Origin of the sequence: Escherichia sp. Marseille-Q3837 (genome assembly GCF_916618735.1) — a bacterium.
Classification (GTDB): domain Bacteria; phylum Pseudomonadota; class Gammaproteobacteria; order Enterobacterales; family Enterobacteriaceae; genus Escherichia; species Escherichia ruysiae.
Window position 1 is genome coordinate 1,035,264 of record NZ_CAKAKC010000001.1, and the last position, 26,670, is coordinate 1,061,933.

The following is a 26,670-nucleotide window of genomic DNA, read 5'->3' on the forward strand; positions in this document are numbered from 1 at the left end:
AATATAATTATGAAAATAGCGTTTATCGGCGAAGCTGTTTCAGGGTTTGGTGGTATGGAAACAGTCATTCGAGATGTTATTACCACCTTCAGACAACAACATATCCAAAGTGAAATGTTTTTCTTTTGCCGTAATGACAAAATGGATAAGGGATGGCTGGAAGGTATTAAGTACTCGTGTTCATTTTCCAACATTCGCTTAGGTTTTTTACGTCGCGCGAAGCATATTCATGCTTTAAGCAAATGGCTTCAGAATTATCAGCCAGATGTTGTTATTTGTATTGATGTGATCTCATGTTTGTATGCGGAAAAAGCGCGTAAAAAATCTGGAGTTGATGTACCTGTATTTTCATGGCCGCATTTTTCTTTAGATCATAAAAAACATGCTGAATATATCACCTGTGCCGACTATCATTTAGCAATCAGCTCCGGTATTAAACAACAAATGATTAACCGGGGTGTACCAGAACCGACGATAAACGTTATTTTTAACCCTGTCGAAGCGAAAGATTCAGTCATTCCAGCACCCGAAGAAGGCGAAACGGCAACCTTCATTTATGTCGGACGCATGAAATTCGAAGGTCAGAAACGAGTAAAAGATCTTCTTGATGGCTTATCACAAGTGCAAGGTGACTGGAAACTTCATGTATTGGGTGATGGTTCCGATTTCGAAAAATGCCAGGCTTATGGTAGAGAGTTAAATATTGATGATCGAATTGTCTGGTATGGTTGGCAACAACATCCCTGGGAATTAGTTCAGCAGGATATTAAAAAAGTGAGTGCGTTATTACTCACGTCATCTTTTGAAGGTTTCCCGATGACTCTGCTTGAAGCCTTATCGTGGGGGATTCCTTGTATCAGTGCAGATTGTGTCTCCGGGCCTGCTGACATCATCCAGCCTGATGTTAATGGTCATTTATATCAACCGGGTGATATGACCGGTTTTGTCGCTCTTCTCAATAAATACATAGCCGGTGAAATTCACATCGAACATGAAAAAATTCCTGAGTCGATCGATAAATTTTACCAGCAGAAATATTATGACAGATTACACAAGATAATTATTTCTGTTATTTCCCGGAGGAAATGATGCAGCAGGTTTTTTTCCAGGAGACTGAGTTTCTCAATTCAGTTATTGATTACAATTATAAAGTAGAAACAGAAAGTCTTTGTCTGGATATTGCTTATGGAACTGACAAGAATTTTCTTTTTGGTTGCGGAATTTCGATTGCTTCAATATTAAAATATAATGAAGGAAACCGCTTATGTTTCCATATTTTCACAGACTATTTTTGTGAAGATGAACGAAAATATTTTGATGCTCTGGCTCAGCAATATAAAACCAGGATTAAGGTATATTTAATTAATGGCGATCGGCTCCGTTCATTGCCAAGTACCAAGAACTGGACTCATGCAATCTATTTTCGTTTTATTATTGCAGATTACTTTATTAATAAAACACCTAAAGTTCTATATCTGGATGCCGATATCATTTGTCAGGGAACTATAGAACCACTTATTAATTTTACGTTTCCTGATGATGCAGTCGCAATGGTTGTTACCGAAGGACAAAATGACTGGTGGGAAAAACGTGCGCATTCGTTAGGTGTTGTGGGGATTGCTAAAGGTTATTTTAACTCTGGTTTTTTATTGATCAATACTAACCAATGGGCAGTTGAGCAGGTTTCTGCACGAGCCATTGCAATGTTAAATGATCCGGAGATAGTAAAAAAAATAACACATCCTGATCAGGATGTATTGAATATGTTACTGGCAGATAAACTTATTTTTGCAGATATAAAATACAATACTCAGTTTAGCTTAAACTATCAACTCAAAGAAAGTTTTAAAAATCCAGTAACCAGCGATACTATTTTTATCCATTATATTGGTCCGACCAAGCCCTGGCATGATTGGGCCTGGGATTATCCTGTATCACAAGCCTTTATGGAGGCAAAAAATGCTTCGCCATGGAAGAATACGGCGTTGCTGAAACCAAACAATAGCAATCAATTAAGGTATAGCGCAAAACATATGCTGAAAAAGCATAGATATATAAAAGGATTTAGCAATTATCTTTTGTATTTTATTGAAAAGATAAAGCATTAAACTGGGAATCTATAAAGTAATGATATAAGGGTAGCCTTGTGGACTCATTTCCTGCCATAGAGATAGATAAAGTTAAAGCCTGGGATTTTAGGCTAACTAATAAAGATACTTCTGAAGGTTTAAATGTTGCCTATGGTGTCGATGCTAATTATCTTGATGGTGTAGGTATTTCTATCACATCAATTGTCCTAAATAATCGACATATTAATCTTGATTTTTATATTATTGCTGATGTTTATAATGATGATTTTTTTCAAAAGGTCGAAAAACTTGCAAGGCAATACCAATTAAGAATCACGCTTTATAGAATTAATACTGATAAGCTTCAGTGCTTGCCTTGTACACAGGTCTGGTCAAGAGCAATGTACTTTCGTTTGTTTGCGTTTCAATTATTGGGTCTGACGCTTGATCGTTTACTTTATCTTGATGCGGATGTTGTTTGTAAGGGTGATATTAGCCAATTACTTCATCTGGATTTAAACGGAGCGGTGGCTGCTGTTGTTAAAGATGTTGAGCCAATGCAGGAAAAGGCGGTATCCAGGTTGTCTGATCCTGAACTAAGGGGGCGCTACTTTAATTCAGGAGTGGTTTATTTAGACTTAAAAAAATGGGCTAATGCAAAACTAACAGAAAAAGCGTTATCTATTCTTATGAGTAAAGATAATGTTTATAAATATCCCGATCAAGATGTTATGAATGTTTTATTGAAAGGGATGACAATATTTTTGCCTCGTGAATTCAATACTATTTATACCATTAAAAGCGAATTAAAAGATAAAACACATCAGAACTATAAAAAGTTGATTACAGAAAACACGCTTCTCATCCATTATACAGGGGCAACTAAACCGTGGCATAAATGGGCAATTTATCCATCTGTAAAATACTTTAAAATAGCGTTAGATAACTCGCCATGGAAAAATGATTCCCCCAGAGATGCAAAATCAGTTATCGAATTTAAGAAAAGATATAAGCATTTGTTAGTTCAGCATCATTACGTAACTGGCATTATAGCAGGGGTTCGTTATCTTTACCGAAAATATTACAGTAAATAACTTTTAATTGGCTTATCATGATTCAGAAAAATAAGGTTAAAGATTTTGTTGTTTTTACTGATGACAACAATTCAAAGTACCTCAATGTATTAAATGACTTTTTGTCTTATAATATTAAGATCATCAAAGTGTTTCGTTCTATTGATGATACAAAAGTCATGCTTATTGACACCGATTACGGTAAGTTGGTGCTTAAGGTCTTTTCTCCCAAAATTAAACGCAACGAGCGTTTTTTTAAATCTCTATTAAAAGGAGATTATTACGAACGCCTTTTTGAACAAACCCAAAAAGTGCGAAATGAAGGATTACATACTCTCAATGATTTTTATTTATTAGCAGAGCGAAAAACTTTACGATTTGTCCATACATATATCATGCTGATCGAGTATATTGATGGTGTAGAGTTATGTGATATACCCAATATTGATAACGAGTTAAAAAATAAAATTCAGCAATCAATTCATTCTTTGCATCAACATGGTATGGTCTCTGGTGATCCTCATCGTGGTAACTTCATTATTAAAAATGGTGAAGTTCGAATTATTGATCTCTCTGGGAAACGTGCTTCAGCGCAACGGAAAGCGAAAGACCGTATAGATTTAGAGCGTCATTACGGTATTAAAAATGAGATTAAGGATCTAGGTTATTATCTTTTAGTTTATCGTAAAAAAATGCGCAATATTATGCGGCGTTTGAAAGGAAAACCAGCACGCTAAAGCAGAAATATCCCACCATTACGCGTCTTCGTTAGGCATTTTTATACGGAGTTATTTATTTCACAGGTTTATCATGAAGAATATTCGATACATTGACAAAATGGATGTTGAAAACCTGATTAAAAGTAAAACATCTGATGATGTTATTATTTTTCTATCTGGTCCCACATCGCAAAAGACGCCTTTGTCGGTATTACGTGCAAAGGATATTATTGCTGTCAATGGTTCTGCGCAATATCTGTTAAGTCATAATATTGTTCCCTTTATTTATGTACTTACAGATGTTCGTTTTTTACATCAGCGTCGTGATGATTTTTATAATTTTAGCCAGAGAAGTCGTTATACCATCGTAAACGTTGACGTTTATGAACACGCTTCCGAAGAAGATAAACTTTATATCCGCCAGAACTGTCTTATATTACGGTCTTTTTATCGCCGGGAAAAAGGTGGTTTTATAAAGAAGATTAAATTTAATATTTTGAGCCAAATTCACAAAGAACTGCTGATCTCTGTACCGTTGTCTAAAAAAGGTCGTCTGGTTGGATTTTGCAAGGACATTAGTCTTGGTTATTGCTCATGCCATACTATTGCCTTTGCTGCAATCCAAATAGCATATTCACTGAAGTATGCGCGGGTCATTTGTTCCGGCCTGGATTTAACGGGTAGTTGTTCGCGTTTCTATGACGAAGATAAGAATCCTATGCCTTCGGAGTTGAGTAGAGATTTATTCAAAATCTTACCGTTTTTCCGCTTTATGCGTGACAATGTTGAAGATATTAACATATATAATTTATCTGATGATACAGCGATTCAATATGATATTATTCCATTTATGAAAGCATCAGAAATTGAAGAGTCTTGTAGTTTGGAAAAATAAGCTAATATCTTTTATACTTTTACGTTATTTTATAAAAATATTGGGGTTGTTTAATAATGATTAAAAAAATAATATTTACCGTCACGCCAATATTTTCTATACCGCCAAAAGGAGCTGCAGCGGTTGAAACGTGGATTTATCAGGTAGCAAAAAGGCTTTCGATTCCAGCAACTATCGCCTGTATTCGAAATGATGGTTACCCGACCTATACAAAAGTAAATGATAATTGTGATATTCATTACATTAGTTTTAGTCGAGTCTATAAACGACTTTTCCAAAAGTGGACTCGACTTGATCCTATGCCGTATTCTCAGCGTATTTTAAATACCCAACCTAAAAATGCTGATCTGAAAGAGTCTGTTATTGTTATCCACAATAGCATGAAGCTGTATAAACAGATTCGTGACAGAAGTCCTCAAGCGCAGCTAGTTATGCATTTTCATAATGCTTTCGAGCCAGGTCAGTTAGACAAAAATGCTAAGATAATTGTTCCTAGCCAGTTTCTATTCGATTTCTATTCGGAAAAAATGCCTGATGCAAATATTGCTATTGTGCCTAATGGTTTTTGTTCTGAATCGTACAGACAAAATAATACTGAAGATTTGAGGCAGAAGCTGAACATTGATGCGAATGATACTGTGCTATTATTTGCAGGAAGGATATCGCCAGATAAAGGTTGCCTGATGCTTATGGAGGCTTTTAATCAGCTTAATAAGACACAAGATAATCTCAAACTGGTGATCGTCGGTGATCCTTTTGCCAGTAAAAAAGGTGAAAAAGCTGAATATCAGAAAAAAGTTCTGGATGCAGCGAAAACTATTGGTGCAACATGCATTATGGTGGGTGGACAGTCACCAGAGCAGATGCATAACTATTACCGTTTAGCAGATTTAGTTGTTGTGCCTTCTCAGGTAGAAGAGGCTTTTTGTATGGTAGCTGTTGAAGCGATGGCGGCAGGTAAACCTGTACTTGCCAGTCAAAAAGGTGGAATTAGTGAGTTTGTTCTGGAAGGAATTACAGGCTATCACCTTGCAGAGCCTATGACATCTGAAAGCATTCTCGCGGATATTAAGCGAGTTTTAGCTGATGCTGACAGAGGACAAATTGCTGAAAATGCCCGGAATTTTGTTTTCTCAAAATATAGCTGGGAACATGTAACTCAGTGCTTTGAAGCACAAATGCAAGACTGGTTTGGTTAAACAATTATTTGATTTTAAGAGCCTGCCTGAACTTAATGTCAGGCAGGCTTTTTTTATTTATTCCGCATTGCTAACAGTAAACCAACAATCAAGCCAATTGGTTTAAGATCAACTTCCTCGAAGTTTCCGCGAATAATATAAAAACCTACAAGAGTTAAAAATAGTAGTAATTGACCATTATAAGGCGTAGCCACAACTTTTTTAAATGTTGCATTAGCTGTTTCTTTGATAATAGAGCCATACAGATAAAGTAAAGCGAGTAGTCCAGCTAAACCTGCTGCAAACCAAATTGACAAAACAACGTTGTGTGGTCCAATAGATTGCCTGAACTTCCATGAAGGAAAATCTACGACACGCTTATTATATATTGCATGGTAAATATCATCGCCGTAGCCATATCCCTTAAGCGGATTTTCCATAATTAATGTCCACGCCGTACCCTGTGTACCATTGGTATAGCGATAAGAACTGTCGGTCTGTTGAAGTTTATAAATAAGTCTATCTTTATCAGCATGATCAGCTTTATAGACAAATACACACGCCGCTGCAACAGAAATGACGATGGACGTCAGCATCAGTAATTTCCACTGACGATTTAAGATTAACCATAGTAGAGTAACAATGAATACAGCCAGCCACGCACCACGGGAGAGCGTTCCTAAAAGCAGAAACAAGAAAATTGCACTAAAAATTATAAAACCTATTTTATAAGATGTTTTCTTGATAAGCCAAAGGTTTAATAATGCAGGAAACAGAAACACCATTGAGTCGGAAATACTACGGTGTTCATAGGTCGTAAATGGCATTATCCCTTTATTATAATCTTGAATATAAAGAATAATTTCAACAAGGCAGCGCAACCCAAGTCCGGTAACTAATGAGTATAGTATAATTTTACCGATGCTTTCATTATCTTCATCTTTTAATAATGCGGGTATAAGTAAACTATATGCCAAAAATCCTTTAAGTACCGTGTTACTGAATTCTTTAAAACTTATTTTCAGGTCAGGTGATATGAATGTGGCATATAAAAGAATGAGCGACAGTGCTATGACACTATAAAAAAGATTATTTTTATAGAGTGCTTTAAATGTTCCTGGAGCACGAGAAACTTGATAGATTACCGTGATGATCATTAATACTGATATGATATGCTTATAGCGGGTAATACCATCAAGGAAAAAGGTTGCAATAAAGAGAAATACCAACGCTTTATTCCAGTATGGTTTCCAGTTCTCTTTATTACGCAGCACCAGCGAGGCTGTTAACATTGCTTATCCACCATCTTAAATAATATATAATGTGTTAATCAGGAATTGATTTTTTTTAATACTGTCTCTGCAGTCAGATGAGCGAGATCTTTATCTGGCGCCCTACAAACCACCTGATTCTTCCCATACCCGCCAATTAATCCCGGATCGGTCGGCCCATATACAGTAATATTAGGTTTATCCAGAGCCGCAGTTAAATGGCTTAATCCCGTATCCACCGAAACCACGAATTTCGCCCCAGCCAGCACGCTGGCAATACCTTCCAGACTCATCTTCGGCAATACGTCGACATAATCAAATCCTTCCGCCAGCCTTTTCGCCCGCGCTTCTTCATGTGGTGCGCCCCAGGGAAGTTTAATGCGAATCCCTGAATCTGCCAGCAAGCCAATTAATTCTCGCCAGTGTTCTTCCGGCCAGTGTTTATCATCACGGGTCGTCGCATGAAGAAATACGGCGTATTCGCCAGCATCCGCCGGCGGGTTAGCCAGGAAATGCTGCGCAATGGCATAGTCGCCCTGAGTCTGTGGTTTGCTGTAACCCAGGCTTTTGGCGAACAGCTCACGGGTGCGCTCTACGGCGTGCTGCTGTTTTGCAATATGATGTTTGCGATTGTAAAACAGGCTTGCCAGTGGTTCGCGAGCGGTTTGCCAGTCCATTCCATGCTTAATACCATGCGCCAGACGTGTCACCAGTGCTGCGCTTTTTACCAGCCCTTGCGCATCAATAATCGCATCATAGTTTTCTGCCTGTAGCGTTTCACGAAACGCTTTCCGCTCCGCTTTAATAGGGGCAGAAAACCACGCTTTACGCCAGCGGCGTATCGCTACCGGAATAACCCGTTCAACAGCGGCGTGCCAGGAAGGGATCTGCGCAAAACCTTCTTCCACCACCCAATCAAACGTTATTCCAGGGATTGCCTGCTGCGCATCGGTTAGCGCGGGCAGCGTATGGAGGACATCGCCCATCGACGATGTTTTGACGATAAGAACCCGCATCCGTCAGGCTTCCTCTTGTAACAACAGTGCGTTGAGTTCTTCCAGTACGCGCTGGGGAGTAATGTCGATCAGACTCTGGTGATACCCTTCTGCGGCATCGCCTTTACGCACTTTGTGGTAGCCAGTAATCAGACGAATGACTCGCGCTTTATGAGAAAGCGGCGGCGTAAAGTCCGGGCTGCTAGGCCCATACAGTGCGACCAGCGGACGATTCAGTGCTGCTGCGACGTGCATCAGACCAGAATCGTTGGTGACAATGGATTTACAGGCCGCAATCAGAATAACGGCTTGATCAAGCTGCGTTTCTCCCGCCAGATTACGACACCATGCCTGCTGCTCAGTATTCAGTGCGGCGAGTATCTCATTGCCCGCCTCATGATCTTTCGCCGAACCAAACAGAACCACCTGATAACCTTCATCAATTAGCTGCTTTGCCAGCTCTGCGTAGTGGTAGTGCGGCCAGCGTTTTGCCGGGCCAAACTCCGCTCCAGGGCAAAAGCCAATCATCGGACGTTCTGATGAGAGGGAAAATTGGTTACAGGTATACGATTTTTCACCTTCGCTCACCTGCAATTGCGGCCATAACAACGGTTTTGGTAGATCTTGTGCGGTACGCATTACGCCTTTGTCATAGGCCAGCGCGACATAGCGTTCCACCATTAGCGGCCAGTCTTCTTTATCAAGCACGCGCACATCGTTGAGCAAACCGTAGCGCATTTCACCACGCCAGCCGGTGCGATGAGGAATACCTGCGAAGAAAGGCACTAATGCAGATTTAAAGGAGTTGGGTAAGACGTAGGCGCGGTCGTAACGTTTATCGCGCAGGCTATGTCCCAGCTTGCGGCGTTCGCCGATTTCCAGCGAACCGTGACCGAGAGGCATAGGGATAGCTTCGTTAACTTCCGGCATCCGCGATAATAACGGACGGCACCATGCCGGTGCCATCACGTCGATTATCGCCTGGGGATAGCGCGCCTGGAGCGTGCGATAGAGACTTTGCGACATCATCATGTCGCCAACCCAAGACGGGCCTATCACCAAAATCTTCATAGTTACGCGTCGCGATTCAGCCAGGCCATATATTCCGTTACACCTTCAGCAACGGTTTTGAACGGTTTGTCGTAACCCGCTGCGCGCAGATTAGTCAGATCCGCCTGAGTAAACGCTTGATAGCGGCCTTTCAGTTTATCCGGGAACGGAATGTATTCGATCTGACCCTTCTTGTGATAAGCCAGTGTTGCATCTGCTACTGCCTGGAAGGATTCAGCACGACCAGTGCCGAGGTTGAAGATGCCGGAAACGCCATTTTCCAGGAACCACAGATTCACATCTGCCACGTCGCCCACGTAGACGAAGTCGCGTTTGAAGTTCTCGCTACCTTCGAACAGCTTCGGTGATTCACCGTTGTTAAGTTGAGTGTTGAGATGGAAAGCGACGCTCGCCATGCTGCCTTTATGACCTTCACGCGGCCCATAAACGTTGAAATAACGGAAACCAACAATCTGCGAGTTCGCTTCTGGCAGAATCTGACGAACATATTCATCAAACAGGAATTTTGAGTAACCGTAGACGTTAAGTGGTTTTTCGTATTCGCGGGATTCAATAAAGTCGGAGGTGCGTCCGCCATAGGTCGCTGCGGAAGATGCATACAGGAACGGAATTTCGCGCTCCAGGCAGTAGTGCAGCAGCTCTTTGGAGTATTGATAGTTGTTATCCATCATATACTTGCCATCCCACTCGGTGGTGGACGAGCACGCGCCTTCGTGGAAAATCGCTTCGACATCGCCGAACTCTTCGCCAGCCATAATCTGGATCAGGAAGTCTTCCTTATCCATATAGTCCGCGATATTCAGATCCACCAGGTTCACAAACTTGGTGCCGTCTTTCAGGTTGTCCACCACCAGAATATCGGTGATGCCTTTATCATTCAGAGCCTTAACGATGTTGCTGCCGATAAAGCCCGCGCCGCCGGTAACGATGATCATAACTGTAACCTTCGAATTATGGAGTCAGAGACAATCTCAGACACGAATACTTCTATCATATCACTACACGACGTTGGCTTCAGCCATTCGCCGAAAGTGAGAGTAATGGGCGTTATTTATTCTAAATTTTGCAGAAGTGTTAACGCGTCATCTCGTCGCGACCTATAAGTTTGGGTAATATGTGCTGGAATTTGCCCTGTCTGGAGAATCGCAATGCGTGGAGAATTTTATCAGCAGTTAACCAACGACCTGGAAACCGCACGGGCGGAAGGGTTGTTTAAAGAAGAGCGCATTATCACGTCTGCGCAGCAAGCAGACATCACTGTGGCTGATGGAAGCCACGTCATCAACTTTTGTGCCAACAACTATCTTGGGCTGGCGAACCATCCAGAGCTGATTGCGGCGGCAAAAGCGGGAATGGATTCTCATGGTTTCGGCATGGCTTCAGTACGTTTTATCTGCGGCACTCAGGATAGCCATAAAGAGCTTGAGCAGAAACTGGCGGCATTCCTGGGTATGGAAGATGCGATTCTCTACTCTTCCTGTTTTGATGCCAACGGCGGCCTGTTTGAAACGCTGCTGGGCGCGGAAGACGCCATTATCTCCGACGCACTGAACCACGCGTCTATTATTGATGGTGTGCGTCTGTGCAAAGCCAAACGTTATCGCTATGCCAACAACAATATGCAGGAGCTGGAAGCGCGTTTAAAAGAAGCGCGTGAAGCCGGAGCGCGACATGTGCTGATTGCCACCGACGGCGTGTTCTCGATGGACGGCGTGATTGCCAACCTGAAAGGCGTTTGCGATTTGGCAGATATTTACGATGCGCTGGTGATGGTGGATGACTCCCACGCGGTTGGTTTTGTCGGTGAAAACGGTCGTGGTTCCCATGAATACTGCGATGTGATGGGTCGTGTCGATATTATCACCGGCACGCTGGGTAAAGCCTTAGGCGGTGCTTCTGGTGGTTACACTGCTGCGCGCAAAGAAGTGGTTGAGTGGCTGCGCCAGCGTTCTCGTCCGTACCTGTTCTCCAACTCGCTGGCACCAGCGATTGTCGCCGCTTCCATTAAAGTGCTGGAGATGGTCGAAGCGGGCAGCGAACTGCGTGACCGCCTGTGGGCTAACGCGCGTCAGTTCCGTGAGCAAATGTCGGCGGCGGGCTTTACCCTGGCGGGTGCCGATCACGCCATTATTCCGGTCATGCTTGGTGATGCAGTAGTGGCGCAGAAATTTGCCCGCGAGCTGCAAAAAGAGGGTATTTACGTCACCGGGTTCTTCTATCCGGTCGTACCGAAAGGTCAGGCGCGTATTCGTACCCAGATGTCTGCGGCGCATACTCCTGAGCAAATTACGCGTGCGGTAGAAGCGTTCACGCGTATTGGTAAACAACTGGGCGTAATTGCCTGAGTGAGGATGTGAGATGAAAGCGTTATCCAAACTGAAAGCGGAAGAGGGCATCTGGATGACTGACGTTCCTGTACCGGAACTCGGGCATAACGATCTGCTGATTAAAATCCGTAAAACAGCCATCTGCGGGACTGACGTTCACATCTATAACTGGGATGAGTGGTCGCAAAAAACCATCCCGGTGCCGATGGTCGTGGGCCATGAGTATGTTGGTGAAGTGGTGGGCATTGGTCAGGAAGTGAAAGGCTTCCAGATTGGCGATCGCGTGTCTGGCGAAGGTCATATCACCTGCGGTCATTGCCGTAACTGCCGTGGTGGTCGTACCCATCTGTGCCGCAACACGATCGGCGTCGGCGTTAACCGTCCGGGCTGCTTCGCCGAATATCTGGTGATTCCGGCGTTCAACGCCTTCAAAATCCCCGACAATATCTCCGACGACTTAGCCGCAATTTTCGATCCGTTCGGAAATGCTGTACACACGGCACTGTCGTTTGATTTAGTGGGCGAAGATGTTCTGGTTTCTGGTGCAGGCCCGATTGGTATTATGGCGGCGGCGGTGGCGAAACATGTCGGCGCGCGTAATGTGGTTATCACCGACGTTAATGAATATCGTCTCGAACTGGCGCGCAAAATGGGTATTACGCGTGCAGTTAACGTCGCGAAAGAAAATCTCAATGACGTGATGGCGGAGCTAGGCATGACCGAAGGTTTTGATGTCGGTCTGGAAATGTCCGGTGCGCCGCCAGCGTTTCGTACCATGCTCGACACCATGAACCACGGTGGCCGTATTGCGATGCTGGGTATTCCACCGTCTGATATGTCGATCGACTGGACGAAAGTGATCTTTAAAGGCCTGTTCATTAAAGGCATTTACGGTCGTGAGATGTTTGAAACCTGGTACAAGATGGCGGCGCTGATTCAGTCTGGCCTCGATCTCTCGCCAATCATTACCCATCGTTTCTCCATCGATGATTTCCAGAAGGGCTTCGACGCTATGCGTTCAGGCCAGTCCGGGAAAGTTATCCTGAGCTGGGATTAACACGAATAAGGGCTGGTATTCCAGCCCTTTTATCTGAGGATAATCTGTTAAATATGTAAAATCCTGTCAGTGTAATAAAGATATCGTAATTGCGCTGATCTCTTATATAGCTGTTCTCATTATCTCTCTAGCCTGAAGTGACTCTCTCACCTGTAAAAATAATATCTCACAGGCTTAATGGTTTCTTAATACAAAGCCTGTACAACGTTAGGGTAACTTCAGAGGCCGTTGGTAATTTATGATGAACAGCACCAATAAACTTAGTGTTATTATCCCGTTATATAATGCGGGCGATGATTTCCGCACTTGTATGGAATCTTTAATTGCGCAAACCTGGACTGCTCTGGAAATCATTATTATTAACGATGGTTCAACGGATAATTCTGTTGAAATAGCAAAGCATTACGCAGAAAACTTTCCTCACGTTCGTTTGTTGCATCAGGCGAATGCTGGCGCATCGGTGGCGCGTAATCGCGGGATCGAGGCAGCGACGGGCAAATATGTTGCTTTTGTCGATGCTGATGATGAAGTCTATCCCACCATGTACGAAACGCTGATGACAATGGCGTTAGAGGACGATCTCGATGTGGCGCAGTGCAATGCTGACTGGTGTTTTCGTGAAACGGGGGAAACCTGGCAATCCATCCCCACCGATCGCCTTCGCTCAACCGGCGTATTAACCGGCCCGGACTGGCTGCGGATGGGACTTTCTTCTCGCCGCTGGACTCACGTTGTCTGGATGGGTGTTTATCGCAGAGACGTTATTGTAAAAAATAACATTAAATTTATTGCTGGATTACATCATCAGGATATTGTCTGGACAACAGAATTTATGTTTAACGCGCTGCGTGCGCGATATACCGAACAATCGTTATATAAATATTATCTGCATAATACGTCAGTGAGTCGGTTGAATCGACAAGGAAATAAAAATCTTAATTATCAACGGCACTATATTAAAATTACCCGCCTGCTGGAGAAATTAAATAGAAATTATGCCGACAAAATTATGATTTATCCGGAATTTCATCAACAAATAACTTACGAAGCATTGCGCGTTTGCCATGCGGTGCGCAAAGAACCGGATATTATTACCCGCCAGCGGATGATTGCCGAGATATTTACTTCCGGCATGTATAAGCGTCTGATTACTAATGTCCGCAGCGTAAAGGTGGGTTATCAGGCATTACTGTGGTCTTTCCGCTTATGGCAATGGCGCGACAAAACACGGTCGCACCATCGCATTACGCGCAGCGCCTTTAATTTGCGCTAGCGTTAAACTTCGCCGCTTCGGGCTGTTTGCCCCAGCCCTGCCACTGATGCTGGAAGTAAACGATCAGCGTGCTCTGGCTGATGCTTTCGCTTAATACTTCAAAGAAGCGATTAGCATAAACCGGTTCCAGCGGTTTCTTCGGTTTACACAGCTTCACTCCACGGAACGGATTACGCGGTGCGTCGGGCACAGTGTTCTTCGGCGGTGTAGACGTATCGACCTGCGGTTCATTCAGCAAGCTGCTGGCTTTCACCAGCGTAATGTCTGGCGGCAGGTTATAAACCATCTGTTGCAATACGCGAACTGTTGAAGGGTGAGGATGACCAATGGCGATGGTTGAACCGTTGCGACGCGCCAGGTCAATTGCGCGATTGAACTGCATACGGATGTCCGCTTCGTTCTGGGAATCATCGAGAAACACTTTCCGTTTGATGACTTTTACGCCAGTACCTTGTGCGGCGCGCATCGCCTGGGTATTACCGATAGTCACACTGTCGAGGAAGTAAAGATTGTAACGCGCCAGCGCCTGCATCACTTTCTGCATACCAAAAAGGTTAGAGGTCATCTTGCTGCCCATGTGGTTGTTGATCCCCACGGCATAGGGCACGTTATTGACCGCACTGCGAATAATGCGCTCAATCTCGTCGCTGCTCATCTCCGGGCGCAGCGTATTTTTCTCCAGCGGCTGCTTACTCAACGGTGCCATCGGTAGATGAATCAATACTTCGTGACCGCTGTTATGCGCTTTGGTTGCCATCTCTCTGGCGTGTGGCGAGTCAGGTAACACGGCGACAGAGATAGCGGAGGGCATCGCCAGCACCTGGTTTTCGTTGTGCGGGCGATAACCAAAATCATCAATGACGATGGCAAGTTTGCCAGCAAATACAGGGGAGGAGAGAGCCAACAGAGCGGCAAATGCAAGAACGTTACGACGAAATGGAAACAAAACTTATCTTCCCAACCACGGTTGTGGATTGACCGCCTGACCCTGGCGGCGAATTTCGAAATAGAGTGAGGGCCGACCCTGACCGCCACTGCTGCCCACCAGTGCAATTGGCTGACCCGCGCGAACCTGCGAACCAACGCTCACCAGTGCGCTCTGATTATAGCCATAAAGGCTCATGTCGCCTTTACCGTGCTCAACCACCACCACCAGACCGTAGCCTTGCAGCCAGTCAGCCAGAATCACTCGACCGTCGGCAATCGCTTTAACTTCAGTACCTTCTGAGGCACCGATAACCATTCCTTTCCAGCGTAATTCACCCTGTAGCTGCTCGCCATAGCGATGCAGCGTCGGCCCGCGAACCGGCCAGAATGCCTGACCACGCGGCGCACCCAGACCACCGGTTCGGGACATCAGCGATTTTTCGCTTTCAGTCGGTTTGTAGGTGGTGCCTTTGCGCGTCGCTTCTTTTTGCCTGTCGCGAACAGCCTGAGCCTCACGCGCTTCTCGTTCAGCACGCGCTTTCGCTGCCGCTTCTGCACGAGCAATGCTATTGCGCAGACGAGATTCGTTAGCGCGCAGTTCACTTAGCTGCTGCTGACCTTGTTGAATGGAAGATTCCAGCCCTGCCAGCGTCTTCTTACGCTCGTTCAGCGCCTGGGTCAGCTTCGCCTGCTGGGCGCGTTGTTCGTATAACAGCGTTTGTTGCTCGCTCTGTTTCTCTTCCAGTTCGGCGCGCTGCATGGCGACTTCTGCACGTGTTTGCTTCAGTTCGGCGATGGTCTCTTGTCGCGCCTGGTTGAGATAGCCGAAATAAGCCTGTAAACGCTGACCGCGCTGGCTTTCTTCACCGCTGAGAATGAGCTGTATACCCGTATGCTCACCCTGGCGAAATGCGGCGTCCAGTTGCGCGGCGAGACTGCGTTCCTGAGCAGCTTTTTGCTGTTCCAGTTTGGCAATCGAGGCGTTCATCTCATCAATCTGTTTATTCAGTTGATTGAGCGTATTTTGCGTTTCGCGCAGTTTACGAGTGGCTTCGGAGATCGCCTCTTCCTGCTTTTTCAATTGTGCCAGCAGGCTTGAGCGTTGTTGCTGTTGTTGGCGTACCGCACGCTCTTTGGCAGCGATATCAGCCTGAATAGACTTGAGTTGGTCGCGGTCATCCGCGTGGGCAGAAAAAGTGCACAACAATACGCCAGCGCAAAGAACGCTGGCGTAAATGATGGGCCTGACTGCAAACCTGCGCGGTTTCGTGGCCCGTGTCATGGTATTAATCGCCTTTCCCCTCATGGGGAGGGATTATTCCACGATGAACAGCGGCTTACCAGTCATCTCTTGCGGGATTTCCATACCCATTAAAGAGAGCATGGTCGGCGCGATGTCAGAAAGTTTGCCACCTTCAACTGCTTTCACGTTCTTATCGCCAACGTAAATCAGCGGAACAGGCAGGTTGGTATGCGCCGTGTGAGCCTGACCCGTAGCTGGATCGCGCATCTGTTCAGCGTTACCGTGGTCAGCGGTGATCAGCAGTTGTCCACCCACAGACTCAACAGCTTTGGTCACTTCTGCCACGCAGTGATCCAGTGCTTCAACTGCTTTAACTGCTGCTTCCATCACCCCGGTGTGACCTACCATGTCGCCGTTCGGATAGTTACAGATAATGGTGTCGTATTTGCCGCTCTTGATGGCAGCAACCAGTTTTTCGGTCAGCTCTGCGGAGCTCATTTCCGGCTGCAGATCGTAGGTAGCCACTTTCGGCGAGTTGATCAGAATGCGATCTTCGCCTTTGAACGACTCTTCTACGCCACCGTTGAAGAAGAAAGTGACGTGGGCATATTTTTCGGTTTCGGAAATACGCAGCTGAGTTTTATCGTTTTTCGCCATCCACTCGCCGAAGGTGTTAACCAGAGAGGCTGGTGGGTAAGCAACGGCAGTTTTGATGTCAGCGGCGTATTCGGTCAGCATCACGAAATCGATGTTAACCACTTTCTTACGCGCGAAGCCGTCGAAATCAGCGTTTACAAACGCGCGCGTGATTTCACGTGCGCGGTCAGCGCGGAAGTTCATGAAAATCAGCGCATCGCCGTCTTCCATCGCTGCATCTGGCTGGCCTTCAGCACGGATAACGGTCGCTTTCACAAACTCGTCGTTTTCGTCGCGAGCATAAGCGGCCTGCAAACCAGCAACGGCGGTATCAGCCTGGAACTCACCTTGCGCCAGAGTCAGCAGGTCATAAGCTTTTTCAACGCGATCCCAACGGTTATCGCGATCCATCGCGTAGTAACGACCAATGATGGACGCTACGCGGCCTTTACCCAGCGCGGCAAATTTCTCTTCGAATTTTTTCAGTGAGGATTCAGCACTGCGCGGCGGGGTGTCGCGACCGTCAAGGAATGCGTGCAGGTAGATTTTCTCTGCGCCACGTTCAGCCGCCAGCTCTACCATCGCCATGATGTGATCTTCGTGGCTGTGTACGCCGCCTGCGGAGAGCAGACCCATAATGTGTACCGCTTTGCCCGCGTTTTTCGCTTTATCTACCGCACCAGTCAGCACCGGGTTAGCGAAGAAAGCGCGATCTTTGATTTCAACGTCCAGACGAGTCAGGTCCTGATACACGATGCGGCCGGCACCCAGGTTAACGTGGCCTACTTCGGAGTTACCCATCTGACGGTCAGGCAGACCGACTTCCAGACCGGAAGCGTCGATCAGGGTATGCGGACGATTGGCCCACAGTGCATCCATTACCGGGGTTTTAGCACTAAAAATGGCGTTATCCTGTTGTTCTTCACGATAGCCATAGCCATCCAGAATCACCAGTACCATAGGTTTTTTAGAAACCGACATTGCGACAACCTCATACTCAAGAGTCAAAATTTGCGTAATTTTACTACAGCTGAATCGATAAAATAGCCTCTGAAGATCAAAATATACGACCGCTCGCGGCAAGCCGATGCCAGATTTGCGATTTTTTTTCGTAGCGTGCCGCAAAATTGCATTCCGGTGCACGCGCTGGCTGTATTTGCCGCAACGCGCAGGTATACTCCTTCCCTGGTTTTTAATCACTACGTCGGGAGTTATTACCCCCATGCAAGAAATTATGCAATTTGTTGGCCGTCATCCCATACTGAGTATCGCCTGGATCGCGTTACTGGTGGCGGTTCTTGTTACTACGTTTAAGAGCCTGACCTCAAAAGTGAAGGTAATTACTCGTGGTGAAGCTACGCGTCTGATCAACAAAGAAGACGCAGTGGTTGTGGATTTACGCCAGCGTGATGACTTCCGTAAAGGCCATATCGCAGGTTCTATCAATTTGTTGCCGAGCGAAATCAAAGCCAACAATGTTGGTGAACTTGAGAAGCACAAAGACAAACCGGTTATCGTGGTAGACGGTTCTGGTATGCAGTGCCAGGAGCCTGCAAACGCGCTGACGAAAGCGGGTTTTGCGCAAGTATTCGTGCTGAAAGAAGGCGTCGCTGGCTGGGCTGGCGAAAACTTGCCTCTGGTGCGCGGCAAATAATTTACCTGCCATCTTTCATGCCGCAGGCAGTTAGCTGCAATTAGACCCCCAGCGACTTATTGATATAAGCTTCTGGGGACACTCCATTTTGCAGCCGCCCTGCAATATGAAATTTCAGGGTAAAAAAACAGGAGCTAAGTTATGGCCAATGTTGAAATCTATACCAAAGAAACCTGCCCGTATTGCCATCGTGCAAAAGCACTGCTGAGCAGCAAGGGCGTAAGTTTCCAGGAGCTACCGATTGATGGCAACGCCGCTAAGCGTGAAGAGATGATCAAACGCAGTGGTCGCACCACGGTTCCGCAAATTTTTATTGACGCACAGCACATTGGCGGCTGTGACGACTTGTATGCATTGGATGCACGTGGTGGACTGGATCCCCTGCTGAAATAACGTATTAACGTTGGCATTACACTGCGCAGTATTTAAGGACAACACTTAAGGGTTTTCTACACATGTCAGAACAAAACAACACCGAAATGACCTTCCAGATCCAGCGTATTTATACCAAGGATATTTCTTTCGAAGCGCCGAACGCGCCGCACGTTTTCCAGAAAGATTGGCAGCCAGAAGTTAAACTTGATCTGGATACGGCATCTTCTCAACTGGCAGATGACGTTTACGAAGTGGTACTGCGTGTTACCGTAACGGCATCCCTGGGCGAAGAAACCGCGTTCCTGTGCGAAGTTCAGCAGGGCGGTATTTTCTCCATCGCGGGTATCGAAGGCACCCAGATGGCACATTGCCTGGGCGCATACTGCCCGAACATTCTGTTCCCGTATGCTCGTGAATGCATCACCAGCATGGTATCTCGCGGTACGTTCCCGCAACTGAACCTTGCGCCGGTTAACTTCGATGCGCTGTTCATGAACTATTTGCAGCAGCAGGCTGGCGAAGGTACTGAAGAACATCAGGATGCCTGATGAACCAACGTAATGCTTCAATGACTGTGATCGGTGCCGGCTCGTACGGCACCGCTCTTGCCATCACCCTGGCAAGAAATGGCCACGAGGTTGTCCTCTGGGGCCATGACCCTGAACATATCGCGACGCTTGAACGCGACCGCTGTAACGCCGCGTTTCTCCCCGATGTGCCTTTTCCCGATACGCTTCACCTTGAAAGCGATCTCGCTACCGCACTGGCAGCCAGCCGTAATATTCTCGTCGTCGTACCCAGCCATGTCTTTGGTGAAGTGCTGCGCCAGATTAAACCGCTGATGCGCCCTGATGCGCGTCTGGTGTGGGCGACAAAAGGACTGGAAGCGGAAACAGGGCGTCTGTTACAGGACGTAGCGCGCGAGGCGTTAGGCGATCAAATTCCACTGGCGGTTATCTCTGGCCCGACTTTTGCGAAAGAACTGGCGGCGGGTTTACCAACGGCCATTTCGCTGGCCTCTACCGATCAAACCTTTGCTGATGACCTCCAGCAACTGCTGCACTGCGGCAAAAGTTTCCGCGTTTACAGCAACCCGGATTTCATTGGCGTGCAGCTTGGCGGCGCGGTGAAAAACGTCATTGCGATCGGTGCCGGCATGTCCGACGGTATCGGTTTCGGGGCGAATGCGCGAACGGCGCTGATCACCCGTGGTCTGGCTGAAATGTCGCGTCTGGGCACGGCGCTGGGTGCCGATCCTGCCACCTTTATGGGCATGGCAGGTCTGGGCGATCTGGTACTTACCTGCACCGACAACCAGTCGCGGAACCGCCGTTTTGGCATGATGCTCGGTCAGGGCATGGATGTACAAAGCGCGCAAGAGAAGATTGGTCAGGTGGTGGAAGGCTACCGCAATACGAAAGAAGTCCGCGAACTGGCGCACCGCTTCGGCGTTGAAATGCCAATAACCGAGGAAATTTATCAAGTATTATATTGCGGAAAAAACGCGCGCGAGGCAGCATTGACTTTATTAGGTCGTGCACGCAAGGACGAGCGAAGCAGCCACTAAACCCAGGGAACCTTTGTTACCGCTATGACCCGGCTCGCGCAGAACGAGCCGGTCATTATCTCATCGTGTGGAGTAAGCAATGTCGTGTGAAGAACTGGAAATTGTCTGGAACAATATTAAAGCGGAAGCCAGAACGCTGGCGGACTGTGAGCCAATGCTGGCCAGTTTTTACCACGCAACGCTACTCAAGCATGAAAACCTTGGCAGTGCACTGAGCTACATGCTGGCGAACAAGCTGTCATCGCCGATTATGCCTGCTATTGCTATCCGTGAAGTGGTGGAAGAAGCCTACGCCGCCGACCCTGAAATGATCGCTTCTGCGGCCTGCGATATTCAGGCGGTGCGTACCCGTGACCCGGCAGTTGATAAATACTCAACCCCATTGTTATACCTGAAAGGTTTTCATGCCTTGCAAGCGTATCGCATCGGTCACTGGCTGTGGAATCAGGGGCGTCGCGCACTGGCTATTTTCCTGCAAAACCAGGTGTCTGTGACTTTTCAGGTCGATATTCACCCGGCGGCAAAAATTGGTCGCGGTATCATGCTCGACCACGCGACAGGCATCGTCGTTGGTGAAACAGCGGTGATTGAAAACGATGTGTCGATTCTGCAATCCGTCACCCTTGGCGGTACGGGCAAAACCAGCGGCGACCGTCACCCAAAAATTCGTGAAGGCGTGATGATTGGCGCGGGCGCGAAAATTCTCGGCAATATTGAAGTCGGGCGTGGCGCGAAGATTGGCGCGGGTTCTGTCGTGCTGCAACCAGTGCCGCCGCATACTACCGCTGCTGGCGTTCCGGCGCGTATCGTCGGTAAACCAGACAGCGATAAACCGTCAATGGATATGGATCAGCATTTCAACGGCATTCACCATACGTTTGAGTATGGGGATGGGATCTGACGTCCTGTGCTCGTGCCGGATGCGATGCTAACCGCATCTTATCCGGCCTGGCGTAACTAATCTCTCAACACCGCTCCCGGATATCCCAACTGCCGCCAGGCTTCATACACCACGACCGACACCGCATTGGACAGGTTCATGCTGCGGCTGTCCGGCACCATCGGAATCCGAATTTTTTGTTCAGCGGGCAGAGCATCAAGAATGCTCGCTGGCAGGCCGCGTGTTTCCGGGCCGAACATCAGATAGTCGCCATCCTGATAGCTTACGGCGCTATGGGCGGGTGTGCCTTTAGTGGTGAGGGCAAACAGACGCTGGGGATTTTCTGCTCTAAGGAACGCGCTATAGTCATGATGACGCGTAACTGCAGTAAACTCGTGATAGTCCAGCCCCGCGCGGCGCAGGCGCTTATCGTCCCAGGCAAATCCCATCGGTTCGATGATATGCAGACGAAAGCCGGTATTAGCGCAAAGACGGATGATGTTGCCAGTGTTTGGCGGAATTTCTGGTTCGTAGAGTACGATGTTTAGCATACTGCCCCCTTAGTGCGGGGGCAGGATAGCAGAAAATCGGGGATTAGTGCGGCCTTTTCCCCTCACCCCGGCCCTCTCCCCGGAGGGGCGAGGGAGAAAAAAAGAGTGCGGTGTCGTTTCAGGGTGAGGGAGACAATGTAGTGTCGGGCAGGTAAGGTCTTTTCTCCTCACCTTAAAGAAGCCAGGAGGAAAATAGGGCGAGGAATTGTTTTCAGCCTGAGGGAGTACAGACAGCGCCGATCGGTTCCCTCTCCCTGAGGGAGAGGGTTAGGGTGAGGGGGCGCAAACGACTATGCTGCATTCCCTTTCGCCATCGGAGCCAGCGCCGCAGGCAACTCTTTACCCAGCCCCTGAACCAGCGAATCTTCCGTAATCTCACTGATGGATTTCGTGCCAGTCAGCGTCATCGCCACTTTCATCTCTTTCTCGATCAGATTCAGCAAGTTCGCCACGCCCGCCTGACCCGCTGTTGCCAGCGCATACAGGAACGCACGACCCAGCAGTACGGTATCGGCACCGAGCGCGATCATACGCACGACATCAAGTCCGTTACGAATCCCGCTATCTGCCAGAATGGCGATATCACCTTTCACCGCATCCGCAATCGCAGGCAGCGCACGGGCAGAAGAGAGTACGCCATCTAACTGGCGGCCACCATGGTTAGAAACCACAATCCCATCAGCACCAAAACGTACTGCATCACGCGCATCTTCCGGGTCGAGGATCCCTTTGATCACCATCGGGCCATCCCAGAAATCGCGGATCCACTCAAGGTCTTTCCATGAGATGGACGGATCGAAGTTATTCCCCAGCCAGCCGATGTAATCTTCCAGTCCGGTCGGTTTGCCGAGATAGGCCGAAATATTACCTAAATCATGCGGACGACCGTTCAGGCCGACATCCCATGCCCATTGCGGATGCGTCACCGCCTGCAAGTAGCGGCGCATTGCAGCGTTCGGGCCGCTCATACCAGAATGTGCATCACGATAACGCGCACCCGGCGTCGGCATATCTACGGTGAAAACCAGTGTCGAACAACCCGCCGCTTTTGCCCGTTCCAGTGCGTTACGCATAAAGCCGCGATCGCGCAGCACATAAAGCTGGAACCACATCGGACGTTTGATAGCTGGAGCGACTTCTTCAATCGGGCAAACTGAAACCGTTGAGAGAGTAAACGGAATGCCATGCGCATCAGCCGCTTTGGCTGCCTGAACTTCGCCGCGACGTGCATACATGCCGCACAAACCCACCGGAGCCAGCGCCACCGGCATCGATAGCTTTTCATTAAACAGCGTCGTTTCCAGGCTTAAGTCGGACATGTTTTTCAGAATACGCTGGCGCAGCGCCACTTCTGACAAATCCTCCACGTTGCGGCGCAGCGTGTATTCAGAATATGCACCGCCATCCATGTAGTGGAACAGGAACGGCGGTAGAATGCGTTGCGCTGCGGCGCGATAATCGCTGGCTGCGGAAATAATCATGCGTTTTTCTCCCTCGAATGCTCATTATGCTCACCGGGCAGGCGGGTAATGCGTGCACGGCGAGCCTGATCTTCATCGAATCGTTTCATGGTGGTGTGGACAAAGCTGAGGTGCGACATCATTGCTTTACGCGCACCGTCGGCATCACCGGCAAAAATGGCGTTAATGACCGCCTGATGCTGTTCAGTCAGTTGCGAAAAAACGGGCGGCACCAGATACATCCGCTGACGACTTTGCATCACTGAAGATTGCAGGACATCAAAGAAACCGCGCATGGTTTGCAGCAGCACGATGTTATGTGAGGCTTCGGCAATTGCCAGATGAAAACGAACGTCCGCTTGCGAGGCGAGATCCGGGTCTTCACTCAGCGTCGCTTCAAAGCAGAGCTGTATCTTTTCTTTATCGGCTTGTGTGGCACGCATTGCTGCGTGCCAGGCGGTGCTGGCCTCAATGGCGTAGCGGGCTTCCAGAATATCGAAGCTGTAATCCGGATCATCGGCCATTAGCGTTTTCAGCGGCTGGACGATGTTTTGTTCCGACCACACGTCATGGCGCCAGCGAATAAACGTCCCGCCACCGCGACGACTAAGAAGCACACCTTCACTCACCAGTTTCGCCAGCGCCTCGCGCAGTGAATTACGCGACACGCCGAGCTGCATCGCCAGTTGGCGTTCAGCGGGCAACTTCATGCCCGGTTCCAGATTTTGTTCATCAATCAGCGCCCGCACACGGGAAGCTACCTCGTCTGACAGGCGTCTGGGTATAACCATCATTACGGAATCATCCACGTTAAGACGTAGGCCTGAAGCGTGGTCATCACGCCCACCATACAGGTGAATATCAGGCTGTGTTTGACAGTAAAGCGGAACAGATCTGACTCTTTGCCCACCAGGCCTACCGCCGCACAGGCAATGGCGATGGACTGCGGAGAGATCATCTTGCCGGTGACGCCGCCGGTGGTGTTGGCAGCAACCAGCAACAGATCAGAGACGCCAATTTGTTGTGCTGCGGTGGCTTGCAGCGCGGCAAACAGGGCGTTAGATGACGTATCCGACCCGGTCAGGAATACCCCCAGCCAGCCGAGGAACGGCGAGAAGAAGGTGAATGCATGACCGGTATGCGCCAGTGCCAGCGCCAGCGTTGACGACAGCCCTGAATAGTTCGAGATAAAGGCGAAAGCCAGCACCATACCGATGGAGTAGATGGGGAGCGCCAGTTCTTTCAGTGTGCTGCCGAAAGTGCTGATGGCGTCAGAGGGTTTCATCTTCAGCCAGACGATAGAGAGCAGCGCAGCAAACAGAATGGCAGTACCGGTGGCAGAGAACCAGTCAAACTTAAACACGGCGGCATAGGCAGTGGCTTCGCTGACAACTGGCGGCATACGGGCAACCAGTTTGTCGAGATACGGCACCGGAATGTTGATCACCCACTCATACAGCACACCACCCGAAGCGAACAGGGCTTTAAACGGCGGAATACTCCACAGCGTTACGGTGGCGGTCAGGAACAGGAACGGTGTCCAGGCGCGTAACACCTGACCTGCGGTGTAACCGGTATGGGCCAGCGTCATATCAACTTGCGATGCGCCCAGATCGCCGAAGCGGAAAACGCGCACCGGCTGCCAACGTTTGAGGAACAGTGTCAGGCAGAGCAGCGATACCAGCGAAGAGATAATGTCCGGCAGTTCCGGCCCAATAAAGTTAGAGCTAAGGTACTGTGCGATGGCAAACGAGCCTCCCGCGACCACGACCGCAGGCCACGTCTCTTTGATACCCCGCCAGCCGTCCATAATCGCCATGATCCAGAACAGCACGATAATGGTCATAAACGGTAGCTGACGACCGACCATCTGGCCAATCTCAAAGCTGTCGATGCCTGTCACCTGTCCGGCAACCAGAATCGGAATGCCCATCGCGCCAAATGCCACCGGCGCGGTGTTAACAATCAGGCACAACCCGGCGGCGTACAGCGGTTTAAAGCCCAGCCCGACCAACAATGCGGCAGTAATTGCCACTGGTGCGCCAAAGCCTGCGGCTCCTTCGAGAAAAGCGCCGAAACAGAAACCGACGATCAGCATTTGCAGGCGCTGGTCAGGGGTTATTGAAAGAATAGACGAGCGGATGATGTCAAACTGTCCGGTTTTCACCGAGATCTTATAGACGAACACCGCCGCAATAATGATCCACGCGATGGGCCACAAGCCGTAGAAGAATCCATAAACGACCGAGGCCAGCGCGTTGGCGACCGGCATTTTGTAGAACAATAGCGCGACGGTCAGAGCGATAACGACTGTCCATGTGGCGGCGACATAGCCTTTTAGTTTGAGCTTAATAAGCGCAAAGAAAAAAAACAGGATGGGAAGCGATGCTATCAGGCTGGAAAGCCAGATATTCCCGGCGGGATCGTAGTTTTGTTGCCAGAGATTCATTGCAGGTCTCCTGGAGGCCACGCACATCGTGTAATGAGTCTGTTGCTCATCTCCTTGTCACACGTTGTGTAAAAGTGGCACTGCCAATTTTGTTGTGTAGGGATAATGACAATGAATGGTTAACTAAATGTTATGAATTGGCAACGTTAATGTGAGTTTTAATTGGGGAACTGTGAACCAGTGGTCAGATAAGCGAAGAATTGGTAGGGCCAATTATTGTGGGGGAGAAAAATTTGCTGCGGAGCTGGCTTGTGCCCCTCACCCTAACCCTCTCCCCGGAGGGGCGAGGGGACTGATTGTGCTCGGTGTTAGATGGAGCGCGTCCTTCAGCAATGCAAGAAAACCATTATGCACGGTATCAGATGTAGAACGTTTTTCCCCCTCGCCCCTTTGGGGAGAGGGTCGGGGTGAGGGGGCAGCGCGCACGATGCCCCACATCAGCCCGGCAATGCAAGAAAACCATTATGCACGGTATCAGATGCAACACGTTTTTCCCCCTCGCCCCTTTGGGGAGAGGGTCGGGGTGAGGGGGCAGCGCGCACGAGACCCCACATCAGCCCGGTAATGCAAGAAAACCATTATGCACGGTATCAGATGCAACACGTTTTTCCCCCTCGCCCCTTTGGGGAGAGCGCCGGGGTGAGGGGGGCAGCGCGCACGAGACCCCACACCAGCCCGGCGATGCAAGAAAACCATTATGCACGGTATCAGATGCAGCACGTTTTTCCCCCTCGCCCCTTTGGGGAGAGGGTCGGGGTGAGAGGGGCAGCGCGCACGAGACCCCACATCAGCCCGGCAATGCAAGAAAACCATTATGCACGGTATCAAATGCAGCACGTTTTCCCCCTCGCCCCTTTGGGGAGAGGGTCGGGGTGAGGGGGCAGCGCGCACGAGACCCCACACCAGCCCGGCAATGCAAGAAAACCATTATGCACGGTATCAGATGCAGCACGTTTTCCCCCTCGCCCCTTTGGGGAGAGGGTCGGGGTGAGGGGGCAGC

The 26,670-nt window shown here is 48.4% G+C and carries 25 protein-coding genes; 14 read left to right on the plus strand and 11 right to left on the minus strand.

The genetic code is table 11. The features are described 5' to 3' along the window. Positions 1–9 precede the first annotated feature (9 nt). The 6 genes from waaB (at position 10) to LG381_RS04950 (ending at position 5,955) form a co-directional block, all read left to right on the plus strand. Entirely contained in the window at positions 10–1,089 is a 1,080-nt protein-coding gene (waaB, locus tag LG381_RS04925; RefSeq protein WP_105281453.1) for a lipopolysaccharide 1,6-galactosyltransferase, read from the plus strand. Then, a complete protein-coding gene (gene waaO / locus LG381_RS04930; RefSeq protein WP_225762971.1) occupies positions 1,089–2,108 on the plus strand; it encodes a lipopolysaccharide 3-alpha-galactosyltransferase in 1,020 nt (339 codons plus the stop codon). The genes waaB and waaO overlap by 1 nt, the downstream gene beginning before the upstream one ends. Positions 2,109–2,146: 38 nt before the next feature. After that, a complete protein-coding gene (gene rfaJ, locus LG381_RS04935; RefSeq protein WP_225762090.1) occupies positions 2,147–3,163 on the plus strand; it encodes a glycosyltransferase in 1,017 nt (338 codons plus the stop codon). A 17-nt stretch (positions 3,164–3,180) separates the two neighbouring features. Continuing rightward, a complete protein-coding gene (rfaY, locus tag LG381_RS04940) occupies positions 3,181–3,879 on the plus strand; it encodes a lipopolysaccharide core heptose(II) kinase RfaY (protein ID WP_000615184.1) in 699 nt (232 codons plus the stop codon). 73 nt (positions 3,880–3,952) lie between these two features. Continuing rightward, positions 3,953–4,756, plus strand: a complete 804-nt coding sequence (gene waaZ / locus LG381_RS04945) for a 3-deoxy-D-manno-oct-2-ulosonate III transferase WaaZ (protein ID WP_225762091.1) — start codon at positions 3,953–3,955, stop codon at positions 4,754–4,756. Between the two features lie 56 nt (positions 4,757–4,812). Continuing rightward, on the plus strand, positions 4,813–5,955 hold the full coding sequence (locus tag LG381_RS04950) for a lipopolysaccharide N-acetylglucosaminyltransferase (RefSeq protein ID WP_032226819.1): 1,143 nt from the start codon (positions 4,813–4,815) through the stop codon (positions 5,953–5,955). 53 nt (positions 5,956–6,008) lie between these two features. Here the strand turns inward: LG381_RS04950 and rfaL are convergent, their stop codons facing one another. From rfaL to rfaD, 4 genes are read right to left on the minus strand one after another with little or no spacing between them, the layout of a single operon-like run. After that, on the minus strand, positions 6,009–7,226 hold the full coding sequence (gene rfaL, locus LG381_RS04955) for an O-antigen ligase RfaL (protein WP_032226818.1): 1,218 nt from the start codon (positions 7,224–7,226) through the stop codon (positions 6,009–6,011). A gap of 38 nt (positions 7,227–7,264) precedes the next feature. Continuing rightward, positions 7,265–8,221 carry a lipopolysaccharide heptosyltransferase RfaC gene (gene rfaC, locus LG381_RS04960; protein WP_225762092.1) on the minus strand — a complete coding sequence of 319 codons (957 nt, stop codon included), beginning with the start codon at positions 8,219–8,221 and terminating at the stop codon, positions 7,265–7,267. A gap of 3 nt (positions 8,222–8,224) precedes the next feature. Then, the gene (rfaF, locus tag LG381_RS04965; RefSeq protein ID WP_225762093.1) at positions 8,225–9,271 is read right to left on the minus strand and encodes an ADP-heptose--LPS heptosyltransferase RfaF; all 1,047 of its coding nucleotides are present in this window, start codon (positions 9,269–9,271) and stop codon (positions 8,225–8,227) included. 2 nt (positions 9,272–9,273) lie between these two features. After that, a complete protein-coding gene (gene rfaD / locus LG381_RS04970) occupies positions 9,274–10,206 on the minus strand; it encodes an ADP-glyceromanno-heptose 6-epimerase (RefSeq protein ID WP_000587764.1) in 933 nt (310 codons plus the stop codon). Positions 10,207–10,419: 213 nt separating this feature from the next. Here rfaD and kbl point away from each other — a divergent pair, with 213 nt between their 5' ends. The 3 genes from kbl to waaH all read left to right on the plus strand — a co-directional run bounded on the left by kbl (position 10,420) and on the right by waaH (position 13,928). After that, the gene (kbl, locus tag LG381_RS04975) at positions 10,420–11,616 is read left to right on the plus strand and encodes a glycine C-acetyltransferase (RefSeq protein ID WP_001213853.1); all 1,197 of its coding nucleotides are present in this window, start codon (positions 10,420–10,422) and stop codon (positions 11,614–11,616) included. 13 nt (positions 11,617–11,629) lie between these two features. After that, on the plus strand, positions 11,630–12,655 hold the full coding sequence (gene tdh, locus LG381_RS04980) for an L-threonine 3-dehydrogenase (protein ID WP_000646026.1): 1,026 nt from the start codon (positions 11,630–11,632) through the stop codon (positions 12,653–12,655). Positions 12,656–12,893: 238 nt separating this feature from the next. Then, entirely contained in the window at positions 12,894–13,928 is a 1,035-nt protein-coding gene (gene waaH / locus LG381_RS04985) for a UDP-glucuronate:LPS(HepIII) glycosyltransferase (protein WP_000982070.1), read from the plus strand. Here waaH and LG381_RS04990 read toward each other — a convergent pair. From LG381_RS04990 to gpmM, 3 genes are read right to left on the minus strand one after another with little or no spacing between them, the layout of a single operon-like run. Beyond that, entirely contained in the window at positions 13,915–14,874 is a 960-nt protein-coding gene (locus LG381_RS04990; protein ID WP_000483819.1) for a divergent polysaccharide deacetylase family protein, read from the minus strand. The two genes, waaH and LG381_RS04990, sit on opposite strands and share 14 nt — an antisense overlap. Positions 14,875–14,877: 3 nt before the next feature. Continuing rightward, the gene (envC, locus tag LG381_RS04995) at positions 14,878–16,137 is read right to left on the minus strand and encodes a murein hydrolase activator EnvC (protein ID WP_016159958.1); all 1,260 of its coding nucleotides are present in this window, start codon (positions 16,135–16,137) and stop codon (positions 14,878–14,880) included. 33 nt (positions 16,138–16,170) lie between these two features. Beyond that, positions 16,171–17,715, minus strand: a complete 1,545-nt coding sequence (gene gpmM / locus LG381_RS05000; protein ID WP_010344487.1) for a 2,3-bisphosphoglycerate-independent phosphoglycerate mutase — start codon at positions 17,713–17,715, stop codon at positions 16,171–16,173. 241 nt (positions 17,716–17,956) lie between these two features. Between gpmM and LG381_RS05005 the strand changes: the two genes are divergently transcribed. The 5 genes from LG381_RS05005 (at position 17,957) to cysE (ending at position 21,231) form a co-directional block, all read left to right on the plus strand. Then, positions 17,957–18,388, plus strand: coding sequence for a rhodanese-like domain-containing protein (locus LG381_RS05005; protein WP_001156181.1), 432 nt, complete (start codon positions 17,957–17,959; stop codon positions 18,386–18,388). A 141-nt stretch (positions 18,389–18,529) separates the two neighbouring features. Next, positions 18,530–18,781, plus strand: coding sequence for a glutaredoxin 3 (grxC, locus tag LG381_RS05010; protein ID WP_000024392.1), 252 nt, complete (start codon positions 18,530–18,532; stop codon positions 18,779–18,781). Positions 18,782–18,843: 62 nt separating this feature from the next. After that, positions 18,844–19,311, plus strand: a complete 468-nt coding sequence (gene secB / locus LG381_RS05015; protein WP_000003377.1) for a protein-export chaperone SecB — start codon at positions 18,844–18,846, stop codon at positions 19,309–19,311. Further along, a complete protein-coding gene (gene gpsA / locus LG381_RS05020; protein WP_001076199.1) occupies positions 19,311–20,330 on the plus strand; it encodes an NAD(P)H-dependent glycerol-3-phosphate dehydrogenase in 1,020 nt (339 codons plus the stop codon). Before secB ends, gpsA begins: the two co-directional genes overlap by 1 nt. 79 nt (positions 20,331–20,409) lie before the next feature. Further along, positions 20,410–21,231: a serine O-acetyltransferase gene (gene cysE, locus LG381_RS05025; protein WP_001277564.1), complete on the plus strand. Its 822-nt coding sequence runs from the start codon at positions 20,410–20,412 to the stop codon at positions 21,229–21,231. A gap of 56 nt (positions 21,232–21,287) precedes the next feature. On the opposite strand, the gene trmL is transcribed toward cysE, so the two are convergent. The 4 genes from trmL to lldP all read right to left on the minus strand — a co-directional run bounded on the left by trmL (position 21,288) and on the right by lldP (position 25,670). Next, complete coding sequence (gene trmL / locus LG381_RS05030) at positions 21,288–21,761, minus strand: tRNA (uridine(34)/cytosine(34)/5-carboxymethylaminomethyluridine(34)-2'-O)-methyltransferase TrmL (RefSeq protein ID WP_000932359.1); 474 nt, start codon at positions 21,759–21,761, stop codon at positions 21,288–21,290. Positions 21,762–22,051: 290 nt separating this feature from the next. Continuing rightward, positions 22,052–23,242, minus strand: a complete 1,191-nt coding sequence (gene lldD, locus LG381_RS05035; RefSeq protein WP_225762094.1) for a quinone-dependent L-lactate dehydrogenase — start codon at positions 23,240–23,242, stop codon at positions 22,052–22,054. Continuing rightward, positions 23,239–24,015 carry a transcriptional regulator LldR gene (gene lldR / locus LG381_RS05040; protein WP_213851779.1) on the minus strand — a complete coding sequence of 259 codons (777 nt, stop codon included), beginning with the start codon at positions 24,013–24,015 and terminating at the stop codon, positions 23,239–23,241. Before lldR ends, lldD begins: the two co-directional genes overlap by 4 nt. Then, complete coding sequence (gene lldP, locus LG381_RS05045) at positions 24,015–25,670, minus strand: L-lactate permease (protein WP_032226809.1); 1,656 nt, start codon at positions 25,668–25,670, stop codon at positions 24,015–24,017. Before lldP ends, lldR begins: the two co-directional genes overlap by 1 nt. Positions 25,671–26,670 lie beyond the last annotated feature (1,000 nt).